Source organism: Bradyrhizobium sp. (assembly GCF_016462955.1).
Classification (GTDB): Bacteria; Pseudomonadota; Alphaproteobacteria; order Rhizobiales; family Xanthobacteraceae; genus Bradyrhizobium.
Window position 1 is genome coordinate 1 of the sequence record NZ_JAEMSD010000119.1, and the last position, 15664, is coordinate 15664.

General features: G+C 64.9%; 15 protein-coding genes. 6 read left to right on the top strand and 9 right to left on the bottom strand.

Going from position 1 to position 15664, the window contains the following annotated elements:
• Positions 1-191 precede the first annotated feature (191 nt).
• A complete protein-coding gene (locus JHD07_RS14855) occupies positions 192-401 on the bottom strand; it encodes a ferredoxin (RefSeq protein ID WP_291623393.1) in 210 nt (69 codons plus the stop codon).
• 138 nt (positions 402-539) lie between these two features.
• Here JHD07_RS14855 and JHD07_RS14860 point away from each other — a divergent pair, with 138 nt between their 5' ends.
• On the top strand, positions 540-1187 hold the full coding sequence (locus JHD07_RS14860) for a TetR/AcrR family transcriptional regulator (protein WP_291623394.1): 648 nt from the start codon (positions 540-542) through the stop codon (positions 1185-1187).
• On the opposite strand, the gene JHD07_RS14865 is transcribed toward JHD07_RS14860, so the two are convergent.
• The 4 genes from JHD07_RS14865 to JHD07_RS14880 form a co-directional block, all read right to left on the bottom strand.
• Positions 1184-1834 (bottom strand): aspartate/glutamate racemase family protein, encoded by a 651-nt coding sequence (locus tag JHD07_RS14865; protein WP_291623396.1) that lies wholly within the window; start codon positions 1832-1834, stop codon positions 1184-1186. The genes JHD07_RS14860 and JHD07_RS14865 overlap by 4 nt on opposite strands.
• Positions 1835-1840: 6 nt before the next feature.
• Positions 1841-3202, bottom strand: a complete 1362-nt coding sequence (locus tag JHD07_RS14870) for an aspartate aminotransferase family protein (protein ID WP_291623398.1) — start codon at positions 3200-3202, stop codon at positions 1841-1843.
• Positions 3203-3331: 129 nt separating this feature from the next.
• Positions 3332-4750, bottom strand: a complete 1419-nt coding sequence (locus JHD07_RS14875) for an amidase family protein (RefSeq protein WP_291623400.1) — start codon at positions 4748-4750, stop codon at positions 3332-3334.
• Positions 4751-4863: 113 nt separating this feature from the next.
• Positions 4864-5640, bottom strand: coding sequence for an SDR family oxidoreductase (locus JHD07_RS14880; protein ID WP_291623402.1), 777 nt, complete (start codon positions 5638-5640; stop codon positions 4864-4866).
• A 154-nt stretch (positions 5641-5794) separates the two neighbouring features.
• Between JHD07_RS14880 and JHD07_RS14885 the strand changes: the two genes are divergently transcribed.
• Complete coding sequence (locus tag JHD07_RS14885; RefSeq protein ID WP_291623404.1) at positions 5795-6868, top strand: tartrate dehydrogenase; 1074 nt, start codon at positions 5795-5797, stop codon at positions 6866-6868.
• A gap of 207 nt (positions 6869-7075) precedes the next feature.
• Here JHD07_RS14885 and JHD07_RS14890 read toward each other — a convergent pair whose 3' ends face one another.
• From JHD07_RS14890 to JHD07_RS14905, 4 genes are all read right to left on the bottom strand, one after another.
• A complete protein-coding gene (locus JHD07_RS14890) occupies positions 7076-8149 on the bottom strand; it encodes a malate/lactate/ureidoglycolate dehydrogenase (RefSeq protein WP_291623406.1) in 1074 nt (357 codons plus the stop codon).
• Between the two features lie 12 nt (positions 8150-8161).
• The gene (locus JHD07_RS14895) at positions 8162-9073 is read right to left on the bottom strand and encodes an NAD(P)-dependent oxidoreductase (RefSeq protein ID WP_291623407.1); all 912 of its coding nucleotides are present in this window, start codon (positions 9071-9073) and stop codon (positions 8162-8164) included.
• Between the two features lie 12 nt (positions 9074-9085).
• Positions 9086-10336: a Zn-dependent hydrolase gene (locus JHD07_RS14900; RefSeq protein ID WP_291623408.1), complete on the bottom strand. Its 1251-nt coding sequence runs from the start codon at positions 10334-10336 to the stop codon at positions 9086-9088.
• A gap of 121 nt (positions 10337-10457) precedes the next feature.
• Entirely contained in the window at positions 10458-11375 is a 918-nt protein-coding gene (locus tag JHD07_RS14905) for a LysR family transcriptional regulator (RefSeq protein ID WP_291623409.1), read from the bottom strand.
• Positions 11376-11494: 119 nt separating this feature from the next.
• On the opposite strand from JHD07_RS14905, the gene JHD07_RS14910 reads away from it, so the two are divergent.
• From JHD07_RS14910 to JHD07_RS14925, 4 genes are all read left to right on the top strand, one after another.
• Complete coding sequence (locus tag JHD07_RS14910) at positions 11495-12310, top strand: putative hydro-lyase (RefSeq protein ID WP_291623411.1); 816 nt, start codon at positions 11495-11497, stop codon at positions 12308-12310.
• Between the two features lie 88 nt (positions 12311-12398).
• Positions 12399-13643 (top strand): ABC transporter substrate-binding protein, encoded by a 1245-nt coding sequence (locus JHD07_RS14915; protein ID WP_291623412.1) that lies wholly within the window; start codon positions 12399-12401, stop codon positions 13641-13643.
• Positions 13644-13806: 163 nt separating this feature from the next.
• Positions 13807-14685 carry a branched-chain amino acid ABC transporter permease gene (locus tag JHD07_RS14920; RefSeq protein ID WP_291623414.1) on the top strand — a complete coding sequence of 293 codons (879 nt, stop codon included), beginning with the start codon at positions 13807-13809 and terminating at the stop codon, positions 14683-14685.
• A partial coding sequence (locus JHD07_RS14925; RefSeq protein WP_291623416.1) for a branched-chain amino acid ABC transporter permease occupies positions 14685-15664 on the top strand: 980 nt, incomplete at its 3' end. The genes JHD07_RS14920 and JHD07_RS14925, both read left to right, overlap by 1 nt.

The following is a 15664-nucleotide window of genomic DNA, read 5'->3' on the forward strand; positions in this document are numbered from 1 at the left end:
CAGCTGGTCCCAGATCGGGAAGGGGTCTTCCGTCCATTGCGGGTCGGTGTGGTCGAAATCATGGACCCAGTCGGTCACGGGCGGGTGGGCGGCGGGCTGGTTGACGTCGGACATGGCGGGGAATCCTTTGGCTCGATCCCTTGGCTCAATCGCTTGGCTCGAACTCGCTGAAGGCACGCGGCGGGGCAGCGCTACTCCTCGATCACATCGATTGCGATTTCCGGGCAGTTGGATTTCGCAAGCCAGGCCTTGTCCTCGAGCCCAAGCGGGACCGTGCCGTCGCCGGCTTCGTGCGCGTTACCGAACTCGTCGAGCTCGAAAAGCTCCGGCGCCAGCGCCTTGCAGCGGGCATGGCCCTGGCATTTCTCGGGATCGACGCGGACCTTCAATCGTTCTGCCATCGCAGCTTCCCTGGTCGTGCGCGCGAGGGCCCGAAGGGGCGGCGCGTTTCCTCGTTCGAATTCTCTTTAAGTTATAGGCTATTACATTCGCGGCGGACTTCCCCTGTCAAGCGCAAACTTATAGGCTCGGCCTTCAACATGCGTTCAAAACCCGCCCGCAAGCCCGACAAGACCTACCACCACGGCGATCTTCGCGATGCGTTGATCAAGGCCGCGCTGCACCAGGCGGAGCAGGGCGGCGCCGAGGCGATCAGCATCAAGGCGCTCGCCAAGCAGCTCGGTGTCTCGCAGCCGGCGCCGTACCGGCATTTTACCGACCGCGAGGCGCTGCTCGCAGCAGTCACGGCGGAGGCATTCAGGCAATTCTCGGCGCTTCTGCGCGAGGCGCTGGCGAAGCCGTCGAAGCAGTCGAAGCTTTTGCGGCTGGCGCTGGCGACGCTTGATTTCGGTCTGCGCCGCAACGGTATCTACCGCCTGATGTTCGCTTCGCGGACCGTGTCCTGTGCGGCCAAGGGCAGCGAGCTGCACGAGGCGACGCGGGAGACCTTTACGCTGGTGATCGAAGCTTTGGAAGCGCCCGCCGTCGGCTATCTGCGCGAGCGGCAGGCGCTCAAGATCTGGGCGGCTCTGCACGGCGTGGTGATGCTCGCCGAGCAGGGCCTGCTCACCGGTGAGGCCGCGCACGCAACGCGCGAGGAGCTGGTGGAAGATTTCGTCGACGAGACCAGGGCCGCACTCGCGGTCGCGATCAAGGATGCGCGGCGCCGGACAAGGGCTGGCGCCTAGGCCGTTGCCTGCAGCAGCCTCATCAGCTTCTCGACAGCGCTGTCCGGCGTGGTCACGACGGGACGGCCGGTGGCCTCCGCGACCAGCGGCGCCGTCGCCGCGATGCTGAATTGCGCGAGCGCGACGACGTCGCAGTCGCGCAGATCCTCCGACGCTTCGACGATCAGCCGGTCATGTGTAACGCGGTCGCCGCGGTCGAGCGCGGCCAGCGCGCCCTCGGCAAGTTTCGGCACGACCTCGATCGTAGCGGGAAACTCGGGCGGCATCGACGCCAGGGTCGGCGGAAAGGTCGAGAGCAGGCCGATGCGCCGGCCCATCGTCGCGGCACGCTCGATCATGGCCTCGTTCGGCTTGAGCACCGGCATCGGCGCATGCGCGCGCGCGACCGCCTCGATGCAGGGTCCGAAAGCCGAGCAAGTGAACAGGATCCCTTCCGCTCCCGTCGCTGCCGCGTAACGGCCGAGCGCGAGGAAGCGCTCGGTCATGACGTCGTTGAGTTGGCCCTCCCGCGCGAGATCCGCCGACAGGCTGTCGTCGAGCAGGTTCATCAGCCGCGCCTCGGGCCACGCCTTCGCGAATGCCGCCTCGATCGGCGCGATGGAATGCTTGAGAGCGTGGATGAGGGCAATTCGGGGCGGTATCGTCATGGAGCGTCATTGCGCATGGAAGGTCTCGACACTGCGTAACACGTTGTCGACGGCGGTCCCCAACTTGTCGACGATCAGGTCGATCTCGTTGGCCGAGGCGATGTAGGGCGGCGCCAGCAACACGTGGTCGCCGCGGACGCCGTCCACGGTGCCGCCCCCGGGATAGCAGGCGAGCCCGTTCGCAAACGCCTCGGCCTTGATCTTTTGGTTCAGCTTGAGCGCCGGATCGAACGATGTTCGGCTGGCGCGATCGGCGACGAGCTCGATTGCCCAGAACAGGCCGCGTCCCCTGATGTCGCCGACATGACGATGATTGCCGAAGCGCTCGATCAGGCGCTGCTCGAGCTGCTTGCCGCGCTCCCTCACCCGATCGAGCAGACTGTCTTCCCGGATCACGTCCTGCACCGCGAGTGCGGCCGCGCAGGCGAGGGGGTGTGCGAGATAGGTGTGACCGTGCAGGAATGCGCCCGAGCCGGCTCGGATGGTGTCGATGATCTTGCCGCTGGCGAGCATGGCACCGATCGGCTGATAGCCGCCGCCGAGCCCCTTCGCGATCGCCTGGATATCGGGCGCGACGTGTTCCTGCTCCCAGGCATGCGTCGTGCCGGTGCGGCCCATGCCGCACATGACCTCGTCGAGAATGAGCAGCGCACCGTGCCGGTCGCAGATCTCGCGCACGGCTTTGAAGTAGCCGTCCGGTGCGGTCACGGCGGCGGCGGTGGCGCCGACGACCGGCTCGGCGAGGAACGCCGCCACAGTCTCCGGACCAAGGCGCTGAAATTCGGCTTCGAGCTCGGCGACGAGGCGCGCGACGAACTGCGCGTCCGACTCGGCCTCGCGCTTCTCGTGATAGGCGAAGGCCGGTGTCACGTGGCTGAAGGCGGTCGAGAGCAGCGGGGCATAAGGCGCGCGCCGCCAGGCGTTGCCGCCGGCGGCAAGAGCGCCCAGCGTGTTGCCGTGATAGCTCTGGCGCCGTGCGATGAAATGCCGTCGCTGCGGTTCGCCGCGCTCGATGAAATACTGCCGCGCCAGCTTGATGCTGGCTTCGATCGCCTCCGATCCGCCGCTCACGAAATAGGCGTAGGCGAGGCCGCCGGGCTCGTGTCCGACCAGCGTCTCAGCCAGTGCCTCAGCCGGCTCGGAGGAGAAAAAAGCAGTGTGCGCGTAGGCGAGGGTGGACGCCTGCCGGGCCATCGCTGCGATCACGCGCGGGTGCTGGTGACCCAGGCAGGAGACCGCGGCACCCCCGGAGGCGTCGATGACGCGCCGGCCGTCCTCGGCAAAGAGGTAGACGCCTTCTCCACCGGTCGCTAAGGGCGGCGTTTCGCGCAGCGAGCGATGCAGCACGCGGCTGGTGCGTTTGCTCATGGGGCAACCTTTCTCCGGGATGCAGGTCATAGCCGGGGCAAGCCGCGCCTCAGTCTGTTCCAGGCGTTCCTCGGCCGCGGCCGCCGAGCAGGAGCGCCACTCCGGCGAGCGACCGCGCAATGACCGAGATCAATTCTTCATCTTCGGATCGATCGGCGTCGTGCCGCGCAGGCCCAGAATATCCTCCAGCACCTTCGCGCCGGCAATCACCTGCGCGTCGGCCCGCGGCGCGCCGACCACCTGAACGCCGACCGGCAGGCCGGACGCCGTGAAGCCGCACGGCAATGACAGCGACGGGCAGCAGGCGAGCGTAATGGCGTAGACGATGCCGAGCCACTCGACGTAATTGTCAAACCGCTTGCCGGCGCATTCCGCGACATAGCGATGTTCGATCGGGAAGGGCGGCACGATCGTGGTCGGGGTCAACAGGAGATCGTAGTTCTTGAAGAACTCGACCGCTCGCGCAGTCATGCCGACGCGCTGCGCCTCGGCGCGCGCGAGCTGCTCGACGGTGAGCTTGAGGCCCTCCTCGATGTTCCAGATCACCTCGGGCTTGAGCAGGTCGCGCTTAGTGCGCAGCAAGCTGGCCTTGGTGATTGCGAAGTCGAACGCGCGCAGCACGTGGAAGCATTCATGGGCCTCGCGCCAGTCCGGATGCGCCTCCTCCACGATGGCTCCGGCTTCCGCGAAGCGCTCCGCGGCCTTGCGCGTGATCGCCTTCACTTCTGGATCGACCGGCGTGATGCCAAGGTCGGGCGAATAGGCGATGCGCTTCGGCCTCTTGCCCGCTTGCGCCGCCGACAGGAACGAGGTCGCGGGGGCTGGCAGCGACAGGGGATCATCGGCATAGTCGCCGCTCATGGCGTCCAGCAGCAGCGCGAGATCCTCGACGTTGCGCGCCATCGGGCCGACCACGCCGAGATTGCGATCGACGCCGGACTTGGGCGTATGCGCGACGCGGCCGATGCTGGGCCGCATGCCGACGACACCGCAGAACGCCGCGGGGCTGCGCAAGGATCCGCCCATGTCGGAGCCCTGGGCGAGCCAGGCCATGCCGGTGGCAAGCGCCACCGCCGCGCCGCCGGAGGAGCCGGCTGCGGATTTCGACGTATCCCAGGGATTGAGCGTGGCGCCGAACACCTCGTTGAAAGTGTTGGCGCCGGCGCCGAACTCCGGCGTGTTCGACTTGGCGTACACCACCGCGCCGTTGGCCTCGAGGTTCTCGACCATGAGGTCGGACTTGGCGGGGATGTTGTCCTTGAAGATCGGCGAGCCCTGCGTGTTCAATACGCCCGCAACGTCGGTCAGATCCTTGATCGGCACCGGCAGGCCGGCGAGCAGGCCGCGCGCGCCGGCGGGCTTTCGCATCAAGGCCTTGGCACTATCGCGTGCGCGATCGAGGCACAGGATTGGCAGCGCGTTGACCTTGCCGTCGACCTCCTTGATGCGCTTCTCCAGCACATCCAGGAGTTCGATCGGCGAGACGTCTCCCGAGCGCAGCTTGTCGACGACGGCGCAAGCGGTTTCGCGGATCAGGTCTTGAGACAATTAGTTTACTCCTAAGTCTTGGTTTGTCATTCCGGGGCGCCCGAAGGGCGAACCCGGAATCTCGAGGTTCCGGGTTCGATGCTTTGCATCGCCCCGGAACGACGTTGTCGAAACTATCCCCACCCAGCGCTGATGCCGCCGTCGACCGTATATATCACCCCCGACGTATAACCGGCGCGGTCCGAGGCCAGGAACGCCATGAGGTCGCCGATCTCGCGCGCATGCGCAGGCCGTCCCAACGGCAGGCTCTTCTGGAATTCCCTGTAGCGGCTCTCGTCGCCGAACTGGTGCCTGGCCCGCGTCTTGAGCAGGGTGACGTGTCGGTCGGTGCCGACGGGGCCGGGATTGATGCCGACCACGCGGATGTTGTCGGCGAGGCTCTTGCCGCCGAGCGCGCGGGTGAAGGCCATCAGCGCGGCATTGCCGGCGCTGCCGCAGATGTAGTTGGCGTCGAATTTTTCGCCGGCCGCGCCGATGTCGTTGACGATGAAGCCGCCGCCGCGCTGCTTCATCTTAGCATAGATGTACCGCGTCAGGTTGATATAGCCGAACACCTTCAATTCCCAGGCGTGCCGCCAGGCCGCCTCGTCGATCTTGTCGATCGAGCCGCCGGGGATGTCCCCGGCATTGTTGACAAGCACGTCGATGTCGGCGGCTTCTTTCGCCAGCCGAGCCACATCCTCTTCCTTGCGCAGATCGACGATGCTGGTTGCGGCATCGATCTGGTGCGCGGAGCGCAAGCGATCGGCCAGCGCCTTGAGCTGATCGCCGCTGCGGGCGGCGAGGAGAAGATGTGCGCCTTCCTCGGCAAATGCCTCGGCGGCGGCTGCGCCAATGCCTTTGGATGCGCCCGTGATCAGGACGCGCTTGCCACGCAGATGCAGATCCATGGAAGGTACTCGCAGGACGGGAACAGGATCAGATCAGTAGGCGCTCTGTCGCGCCACGGTCAACATTGCAGTGCAGCGTTGCGCCATCAGCCACTTTGGTCCATTGCAGTGCGGTCAAAACGCGGCGCTGCCCGACCAACCAAGGACGTTCTCGATGAGCAGGAAACAATATCGGATCGCGGTCATTCCCGGCGACGGCATCGGCAAGGAAGTCATGCCGGAGGGCCTGCGCGTCCTGGAGGCGGCGGCGAAGAAGCACGGCGTCTCCGTGCAGTTCGACCATTTCGACTTCGCGTCCTGGGACTATTACGAGAAGCACGGCCAGATGATGCCGGACGACTGGAAGGAGAAGATCGGCAAGCACGACGCGATCTATTTCGGCGCGGTCGGTTGGCCGGCCAAGATTCCGGATCACGTTTCGCTATGGGGCTCGCTGATCAAGTTCCGCCGCGAGTTCGACCAGTACGTGAACCTGCGCCCGGTGCGGCTGATGCCCGGCGTGCCCTCGCCCCTGGCGGGCCGCAAGCCCGGGGATATTGATTTCTGGGTGGTGCGCGAGAACACGGAAGGCGAGTATTCCTCGGTCGGCGGCCGCATGTTTCCGGACACCGACCGCGAGTTCGTGACGCAGCAGACGGTGATGACCCGCACCGGCGTGGATCGCATCCTGAAATTCGCTTTCGAACTCGCCCAGTCGCGGCCGAAGAAGCATCTGACCTCGGCGACCAAATCCAACGGCATCTCGATCACCATGCCGTATTGGGACGAGCGCGTGGAGGCGATGGCGAAGAAGTTTCCGGGCGTGAAGTGGGACAAGTACCACATCGACATTCTCACCGCGAACTTCGTTCTGCATCCGGACTGGTTCGACGTCGTGGTCGGCTCGAACCTGTTCGGCGACATCCTGTCCGATCTCGGCCCCGCCTGTGCCGGCACGATCGGTATCGCACCATCAGGCAACATCAATCCCGAGGGCGATTTCCCGTCGGTGTTCGAGCCGGTGCATGGCTCGGCGCCCGACATCGCAGGGCAGGGCATCGCCAACCCGATCGGCATGATCTGGTCGGGCGCGATGATGCTCGAGCATCTCGGCGAGAAGGAAGCCGGCAAGTCGATCGTCGATGCGATCGAGCGCACGCTGGCCGAACGTACGCTCCGCACCAAGGATCTCGGCGGCAACGCCGATACCACGGCATGCGGCAAGGCCGTCGCGGATATGGTGGATTAATGCGTCTTCACCCTCGCCCCTTGTGGGGCCCCTTGTGGGAGAGGGTGGCTCGCCGCCTAGCGGCGAGGCGGGTGAGGGGGTCTGTCTCCGCGGAGACAGGCCTCTATCAGCTGCGTAATTGCTCGCCGAGAGAACCCCTCATCCGGCGCTTCGCGCCACCTTCTCCCACAAGCGGAGAAGGAAGGGGCGCATTGCGCATCGAGCCGTTCAGCCCACGATCTTCTCGATCGCCGCCTGATCCAACCCGAACTTCTTCCCGGCCTCCAGAATTTCCTGCCAGGTGGTCGGGTCGACCGGAATGCCTTCCGCGAGGCGCTTCTTCTTGGTCTCGCGCTCGGGCTCGCCGGCGATCTTGACCTTGTCGACCCCGGGCGCGGGCGGCGAGCCGGTGTGCCAGGCGACGAAGCTCTCGACTTCGCGTGCAAGGTTCTCGCCGGTCCCGAGCTTGCCGGGATCGATGACGATCGAGAGCATGCCGTTGAGAACGTTGTGCTTGCCGTCGGAGGAGCCTTTCACCACTTGACCGCCGGAGAGCGCTCCCCCGAGGATTTCACAGACGAGCGCGAGTCCGGAGCCCTTGTGCTCGCCGAAGGGGAGGATGGCGCCATACGGCGGAATGACGGTGTAGCGCGGATTGATGGTCGGATTGCCTTCATGGTCGATGATGGTGCCGGGCTCCAGCTCGACGCCCTTGTTGTGGGCGACGCGGGTCTTGCCTTGCGCGATCCTGCTGGTGGCGAAATCCAGTACGATCGGATCCTTGCCGTTGCGCGGGATGCCGACGCAGAAAGGGTTGGTGCCGTGGCGGGCATCGCTGCCGCCCCAGGGCGCCACGATCGGACGCGAGATCACGTTGACGAAGTGGATCGAGACCAGGCCGTGGTCGATGCACTGCTCGGCCCAGTGGCCGATCCGGCCGATGTGATGTGCGTTGGAGAGGCCGACGAGGCAGACGACATTCTGCTTGGCGCGCGCGGCTGCCAGCTCCATCGCTTCATGGCCGATCACCTGTCCGTAGCCGGTGAGGCCGTCGAGGGTGAGAAGCGGGCCGGTGTCGAGCACGATCTTGACGTGCTGGTTCACGGCGAGGCCGCCATTGGTGACGCTCTGGACGTAGCGCGGGATCATGCCGACGCCGTGCGAATCGTGGCCCTTGAGATTGGCCTCGACCAGATTGGTGGCCACGAGCTCGGCCTCGCGGTCCGAGGAGCCGCCGGCCTTGACGATGGCGCGGATGGCGTTGGTGAGCGGCCCTGCCTTGATGTTGCGATACTCGGCCATTGTTGTTCTTTCTTATCCCTTCACGATCCGGCGGCAATGGACCAATGCCGCTTCAATCAGGTTCTCGCTGGCCTCGGGCGTACGGAACGCCGAATGCGCCGACAGCGTCACGTTTGGAATTTTCGTCAGCGGGTGATCCGCCGGCAGCGGCTCGGTGTTGAAGACGTCGAGGCCGGCATGGCGGATGTGGCCCGATTTCAGCGCCTCGATCATGGCGGTCTCGTCGACGATCGCGGCCCGTGCGGTGTTGACGAAGATGACGCCCGATTTCATTTTCGCGATCTTCTCGCGGGTGATCATGCCGCGCGTCTCGTCGTTGAGCAGCAGGTGCAGCGAGACGACGTCGCTTGTCGCCAGCACCGTGTCGAGATCGGTGAACTCCACGCCGGGATGGCTCTTCGTCGAGCGGTTCCAGGCGATCACCTTCATGCCGCTGCCGGACGCGATGCGAGCGACCTCCGCGGCGATGCCCCCGAACCCGATCAGGCCGAGCGTCTTGCCGGTGAGCTGCATGCCGTCCTCGCGCAGCCAGTTGCCGGCCCGCATCTCACGGTCCATCATCGCGATGACACGGGCCGAAGCCCACATCAGCGCGATCGCGGATTCGGCGACCGCGGTGTCGCCATAGCCCTTGATCAGGTGCACGGAGATGCCGAGCTCGGCGAGCTCTTCCGGGTTCATGTAGCTGCGCGCGCCGGTGCCGAGGAAGACGACGTGCTTCAGGCCGGTGCATTTCCTCGCCACGTCGGTCGGAAGCGCGGTGTGGTCAACGATGGCGATCTCTGCCCCGTCGAGAATCTCAGGATATTGCTCGGGCTTGATGTCCGGATCCCGGTGGATCCGAACCTTGGGGTCGCCTGGCTGGGTTAGTCGCTCCATGATCACAGCGAGGGCTTCATTGGCGTCGACGAAAACTCCGCGCATGGTGCTCTCCGGTCAGGACGCGACGCCGGCGATCGCCAGCACGGTATGCATGAGAACGTTGGTGCCGGCGGCGCAGTCCCCCTGCGTGGCATCCTCCAGCTCATTGTGGCTGATGCCGTCCTTGCAGGGCACAAACACCATCGCGGCCGGCATGATGGTGTTGAGGTTGCATGCGTCGTGGCCGGCGCCGGATGTGATGCGGCGCGAGGAATAGCCGAGCGTCTTCGCGGCGTTCTCGACGGCCGCGATCAGCTTGGGATCGAAATGCGTCGGCGGCTTGCGCCAGACCAGATCGATCTTCACATCGACCTTGCGGCGCGCGGCGATCTCGGCAATGGCGGCACGCAAATCGCGATCGAGCGCATCCATGATGGCGCCATCGGCACTGCGGCAATCCATGGTGAAGGCGATCTCGCCGGGAATGACGTTGCGGGAGGGGTTTGCGATCACGGCCTCGCCGATGGTGCCGACCGCGTTCGGTCCGTGCTTCTTCGCAATCGATTCCATCGCCAGCACGATCTCGGACAAGGTCGCCAGTGCGTCGCGGCGCAGCGGCATCGGCGTCGAGCCGGCATGGCTCTCGAAGCCGGAAATCCTGCCGTCGTACCACAAGACGCCCTGGCCGGAATCGACGACGCCGATGGTCTTGCCTTCGGCTTCCAGGATCGGACCCTGTTCGATGTGCAATTCGACGAAGCATCCGAGCTTCTGGAAACCGACCGGCTTGTCGCCGCGATAACCGATGCTGTCCAGTGCCTGACCGACGGTCGTGCCCTCGGTGTCCTTGCGCGACAAAATGTCATCGGTGGTGAAGTCGCCGACATAGGCGGCGGAGGCCATCATCGCAGGCGCGAAGCGCGATCCTTCCTCGTTGGTCCAGTTCACGACGCAGATCGGCGCTTCGGTCTCGATGCCGGCATCATTCAGCGTGCGGATCACTTCCAGCGCGCCGAGCGTCCCCAGGATGCCATCATATTTTCCGCCGGTCGGCTGGGTGTCGAGATGCGAGCCGATGCCGACCGGCAGCTTCGACATGTCGCGGCCCTTGCGCAGGCCGAACTGAGACCCGAGCGCGTCGACGTGGACTTCCAGTCCGGCGTCCTCGCAGGCCTTACGGAACCAGTCGCGCACCTGCTTGTCTTCGCTGCTGAGCGTCAGCCGCCGCACGCCGCCCTTGGCCGTCGCGCCGAATTGCGCTGTCTCATGGATCGAGCCCCACAAGCGGGCGGAATCGATTTGCAGGTTGGTGGCGGCTCGGCTCATGCGGTCAGTCTCTCAGTTGTCATTCCGGGGCGCCCCAAAGGGCGAACCTGGAATCTCGAGATTCCGGGTGTGGTGCTGCGCACCATCCCGGAATGACGTTGAAGGTTGTCCGGCGGCTAATTCAATGACGCGCCAGCGCGGGCGCGTCAACCGCGAGGCTGCTCTGCGCGATCTGCCGTGCAAGCTCGGCTACGCGCTCCACGGCGACGACGTCGGGCGAGGCGAGCCAGCTTGCCGTGAACGTCAGCGGCGCGATAGCGAGGTCGGTGTCAAGCAACTGCAGGCGGCCGTCCGCGAGCTCGTTCTCGACAATGGCGTCGGGGATCACGGCGACGCCGAGCCCCTCGACAGCCATGTGGATGACGGTGGCCAGCGAGGCGGAGGCATGCAGGCGGATCGGCGGCAGCTCCGGCCGGTCGAACACCTCGCGCACGACCTCGTAGGGCTTGGTCTTGCGCGGGAAGGTGATGATCGGAAACCGGGCCAGGTCCGCCGGCGTCACCGGGCCGTTGCCCAGACCCAGCGAAGGGCTCGCGAGGAAGCCGATCGGATAGTCGGCAAGCACGCGGTTGTGCACGCCGGAAGCCGAGAGCGGCCCGACGACGAAGGCGAGCTCGATCTCCTGCGCGAGCAGGCGCGCGGTGAGGTTCGGGGTGATGTCGACCTCGATCTCCAGCGACAGGTTCGGGTAGACCTCGTTCACACTCTTCACCAGACGCGGCAGCCAGGTGTGCACGATGGTCTCGGCGACACCGAGCCGCATCACGCCCCGCATGGCGGACCGATCGCCGATCTCCGCCATCATCTGCGCGCGCAGACCGATCAGCTTCTCCGCATAGACCATCATCTGCCGGCCGCTCGGTGTCGGCGAGGCGACGCGATGATCGCGGTTCAGGAGTTTCACACCCATCTCGCGCTCGAGCTGGGCGATGCGCTGGGAGATCGCCGGCTGGGTGGTGTTGAGCCGCTGCGCTGCGCCGCGAAAGCTGCCGAGCTTCACAACCCACAGGAACGTTTCAATCGACCTGAAGTCCAGCATTGGGAAGATGTCCTGATCGATAAATTGGATTTATCGATATTGATTAGAAACGACGATTAGACTTTATAGCACGCTTGGTGTTGGCTTGTCCTTGTCGAGTTTCTAGGCAGGTCGATCACATGACTGTTTTGGTGGCAACGCAGCAAACTGAAACGCCCGACGCCCTTCCGAGCCGCAGCGCCCGGCTCGCCTACCGCGAAGGGCTGGTCGCCTCCACCGCGGGCGTGGCCCCGGGCTTTGTTCAGGGCAATCTGGCGATCCTGCCGGCGGAGTATGCCGGTGCCTTTCACCGCTTCTGCCAGCTCAATCCGAAGCCGTGCCCGATTATCGGGATGTCCGACGTCGGCAGTCCTTTCATCCCCTCGCTTGGCGCCGATCTCGACATTCGCACCGACGTTCCCCGCTACCGCGTCTGGCGCGATGGCGAGGTCGTGGACGAGCCGACCGACGTAAAAAGCTACTGGCGCGACGACCTCGTCACCTTCGTGCTCGGGTGCTCGTTCTCGTTCGAAGAGGCGCTGCTCGAGGAGGGCATGCCGATCCGCCACATCGAGAACAACGTGCGCGTGCCGATGTATCGCACCAACATCGCCTGCGGCGAGGCGGGACCCTTTGCCGGTCCCATGGTGGTGTCGATGCGCCCGTTCAAGCCGGCCGATGCCATCCGCGCGGTCCAGATCACCTCGCGCTATCCCGCCGTGCACGGCGCGCCCGTGCATCTTGGCCATCCTCACCTGATCGGCATCAAGGACATCGCCAGGCCGGACTACGGCGATCCGGTGCCCGTGGCCGACGACGAGATCCCGGTGTTCTGGGCCTGCGGGGTGACGCCGCAATCGGTGATCAACGCCGCCAGGCTGCCGTTCGCCATCACCCATTCGCCCGGCTTGATGCTGGTGACGGATCTGAAGAACAGGAACATGGCCGTGATATAGTAGGCAGCGCCTGCTGCTTCTTCGGGCTTTACCGCATCCATCAATCGCTTCATTCGATCAGCCAAATTCAGTAACAGGGGACTTTGCCATGACGATCACTCGCCGCGACGTGTTGTTGGGAGCCACCGCCACTGCCGCCCTCGTGCCGCTGGCAGCGCGCGCACAGACCTCGGAAGTCGTGATCGGGGTGATCTATCCGTTCTCCGGCGGTAGCGCGCAGCAGGGTGTCGATGCGCAGAAAGCCTATGAGACCGCGCTCGAAGTCATCAACAAAGACGCCGATTTCGACCTGCCGCTGGCCAAGGGCGAAGGCCTGCCGGGTCTCGGCGGCGCGAAGATCCGTCTCGTGTTCGCCGACCACCAGGCCGATCCGCAGAAGGGCCGTGCCGAGGCCGAGCGCCTGATCACGCAGGAGAAGGTCTGCGCCATCATCGGCACCTATCAGAGCGCCGTCGCCGTCACCGTCAGCCAGATCTGCGAGCGCTATCAGGTCCCGTTCGTTTCCGCCGACAATTCCTCGCCCAGCCTGCATCGTCGCGGCCTGAAATATTACTTCCGCGCTGCCCCGCACGACGAGATGTACTCGGCCGCCATGTTCGACTTCTTCGATGCCATGAAGAAGAAGGGCACCAAGATCGAGACGCTGTCGCTGTTCCACGAGGACACCATTTTCGGCACCGATTCCGGCAACGCCCAGGCCAAGATCGCCGGCGAGCGCGGCTACAAGATCGTCACCGACATCAAGTATCGCGCCAACTCGCCCTCGCTCTCGGCCGAGGTGCAGCAGCTCAAGTCTGCGAACGCCGACGTGCTGATGCCCTCGAGCTACACCACTGACGGCATCCTGCTGGTCAAGACCATGGCCGAGCTCGGCTACAAGCCGAATGCAATCGTGGCGCAGGACGCCGGATTCTCCGAGAAGGCGCTTTACGACGCCGTTGGCGACAAGCTCGAGGGCGTGATCTCGCGCGGCACCTTCTCGCTCGACCTCGCGCAGAAGCGCCCGATGGTCGGCAAGATCAACGACATGTTCAAGGCGAAGTCGGGCAAGGACTTCAACGACCTCACCTCGCGCCAGTTCATGGGCCTGATCATCCTCGCCGACGCCATCAGCCGCGCCAAGTCGACCGACGGCGAGAAGATCCGCGACGCGCTGGCGGCGACCGATATCCCCGGCGAGAAAACCATCATGCCCTGGAAGCGCGTCAAGTTCGACGAGATGGGCCAGAACAACGACGCCGACCCGGTGCTGCTGCAATATGTCGGCGGCAAGTTCGTTACCATCTTCCCGCCGCAGGCCGCGATCGCCGAGGCGGTCTGGCCGATGAAGTAAGCGCTGCGCGAGCAGGGGAATCGAGATCGTCGCACGGGCCTCGTCATTGCGAGGAGCGAAGCGACGAAGCAATCCAGAATGTCTCCGCGGTGGGACTGCTGGATTGCTTCGCTTCGCTCGCAATGACGAAGCAAACGATGACGTTTCGAATGGGGGACCAGAGTTGACAGCTCAAGCCATTATCCAGAGTCTCGCGAGCGGCCTGCTCATGGGCCTGCTCTACGGATTGATCGCGGTCGGCCTCGCGCTGATCTTCGGCCTGATGGACGTCACGAACTTCGCCCATGGCGAGTTCCTGATGATCGCAATGTACCTGTCGTTCTTCCTGTTCGCGTTCTTCGCGATCGATCCCTTGCTGTCGGCGCCGCTGGTCGCGGCGGCGTTGTTCATCTTCGGCGCGGTGGTCTATCTGCTGCTTGTACGCTTTGCCATGCGGGCCAAGGCCAATGCCGGCATGGTGCAGATCTTCACCACCTTCGGCCTTGCCATCGTCATGCGCGGCCTCGCGCAATATTTCTTCACGCCGGACTACCGCAGCATTCCGCAGTCCTGGCTCGGCGGCAAGACCATCTCGATCGGCGGCATCTTCCTGCCGCAGCCGCAGCTGGTCGGCGCGCTGGTCTCGATTGCCGCGTTCGCCGGTCTCTACTTCTTCATCCATCGCACTGATTTCGGCCGCGCGATCGAAGCAACCCGCGAAGATCCCGGTGCGGTGGCCCTCGTCGGCATCGACAAGAATCGCGTGTTCGCATTCGGCTGGGGCCTTGGCGCCGCGCTGGTCGGGCTTGCCGGGGCCATCATGGCGGTGTTCTTCTACATCTATCCCGACGTCGGCGCTTCCTTCGCGCTGATCGCCTATGTCACGGTGGCGCTCGGCGGCTTCGGCAGCGTGTTCGGCGCCTTCGCCGGCGGAATCATCGTCGGTCTGGTCGAAGCGACCACCGCGCTGGTGCTGCCGCCGTCGCTGAAATCGGTCGGCATCTACTCGGTCTATCTGCTCGTCGTTTTCATCCGGCCGCGCGGCCTGTTCGGATCGATCTGATGGACAAGGATTTTGCAGCGCGGCGCCGCCGCGACCTCATCCTCGCCGCAGCGCTCGCTGCCATCGCCGCGCTGACGCCGCTGTTCGTGAAGGACGTCGTCGTCCAGAACATCCTGATCCTGACTCTGATGTATGCAGGGCTGTCGCAGAGCTGGAACATCCTGTCCGGCTATTGCGGGCAGATATCGCTTGGGCACGCGCTGTATTTCGGCCTGGGTGCCTACACCACCGAGCTGCTGTTCACCAAGTTCGGCGTGCTGCCCTGGTTCGGTATGCTGGCCGGCGGGGTCGTGTCGGCACTGATCGCAATGGGGCTCGGCTATCCCTTCTTCCGCCTGCGTGGCCATTACTTCGTGATCGCCACCATCGTCATCGCCGAGATCGGCTTGCTTCTGTTCCACAATTGGGAATGGGCCGGCGCGGCGATGGGGATCACCATTCCGATCCGCGGCGACAGCTGGCTGAAATTCCAGTTCCTGCGCACCAAGCTGCCGTACTTCTATTTCGCGCTGGCGCTGTGCTGCCTTGCCTGGTTCGTGACCTGGTGGCTGGAAAACTCCAAATGGGGTTTCTGGTGGCGCGCGGTCAAGGACAACCCGGAGGCGGCCGAGAGCCTCGGCGTCGACGTGTTCAATTCCAAGATGGGTGCGGCCGCGGTCTCGGCCTTCCTGGTCGCCATCGGTGGCAGCTTCTACGCCCAGTTCGTCTCCTACATCGATCCTGAAAGCGTCATGGGCTTTCAGTTTTCGCTGTTGATGGCGCTGCCCGCCGTGCTCGGCGGCATCGGCACCCTGTGGGGGCCGGTGTTAGGGGCGGCCATCCTGATCCCGCTGACCGAGCTGACGCGCTTCAAGTTCGGCGGCTCGGGCCGCGGTGTCGACCTCATTGTCTACGGCACGCTGATCGTCCTGCTCTCGCTGGCCCAGCCGCGGTGGCTGCTGAGCCTGTTTTCCCGTGCGAAACCGACGGGAGCCACGCG

What these genes read in the sequence shown, in the direction of transcription:
- JHD07_RS14855 (WP_291623393.1), bottom strand. Translation starts at nt 401, where the DNA reads ATGGCAGAACGATTGAAGGTCCGCGTCGATCCCGAGAAATGCCAGGGC.
- JHD07_RS14860 (WP_291623394.1), top strand. Translation starts at nt 540, where the DNA reads ATGCGTTCAAAACCCGCCCGCAAGCCCGACAAGACCTACCACCACGGC.
- JHD07_RS14865 (WP_291623396.1), bottom strand. Translation starts at nt 1,834, where the DNA reads ATGACGATACCGCCCCGAATTGCCCTCATCCACGCTCTCAAGCATTCC.
- JHD07_RS14870 (WP_291623398.1), bottom strand. Translation starts at nt 3,202, where the DNA reads ATGAGCAAACGCACCAGCCGCGTGCTGCATCGCTCGCTGCGCGAAACG.
- JHD07_RS14880 (WP_291623402.1), bottom strand. Translation starts at nt 5,640, where the DNA reads ATGGATCTGCATCTGCGTGGCAAGCGCGTCCTGATCACGGGCGCATCC.
- JHD07_RS14885 (WP_291623404.1), top strand. Translation starts at nt 5,795, where the DNA reads ATGAGCAGGAAACAATATCGGATCGCGGTCATTCCCGGCGACGGCATC.
- JHD07_RS14890 (WP_291623406.1), bottom strand. Translation starts at nt 8,149, where the DNA reads ATGGCCGAGTATCGCAACATCAAGGCAGGGCCGCTCACCAACGCCATC.
- JHD07_RS14895 (WP_291623407.1), bottom strand. Translation starts at nt 9,073, where the DNA reads ATGCGCGGAGTTTTCGTCGACGCCAATGAAGCCCTCGCTGTGATCATG.
- JHD07_RS14900 (WP_291623408.1), bottom strand. Translation starts at nt 10,336, where the DNA reads ATGAGCCGAGCCGCCACCAACCTGCAAATCGATTCCGCCCGCTTGTGG.
- JHD07_RS14905 (WP_291623409.1), bottom strand. Translation starts at nt 11,375, where the DNA reads ATGCTGGACTTCAGGTCGATTGAAACGTTCCTGTGGGTTGTGAAGCTC.
- JHD07_RS14910 (WP_291623411.1), top strand. Translation starts at nt 11,495, where the DNA reads ATGACTGTTTTGGTGGCAACGCAGCAAACTGAAACGCCCGACGCCCTT.
- JHD07_RS14915 (WP_291623412.1), top strand. Translation starts at nt 12,399, where the DNA reads ATGACGATCACTCGCCGCGACGTGTTGTTGGGAGCCACCGCCACTGCC.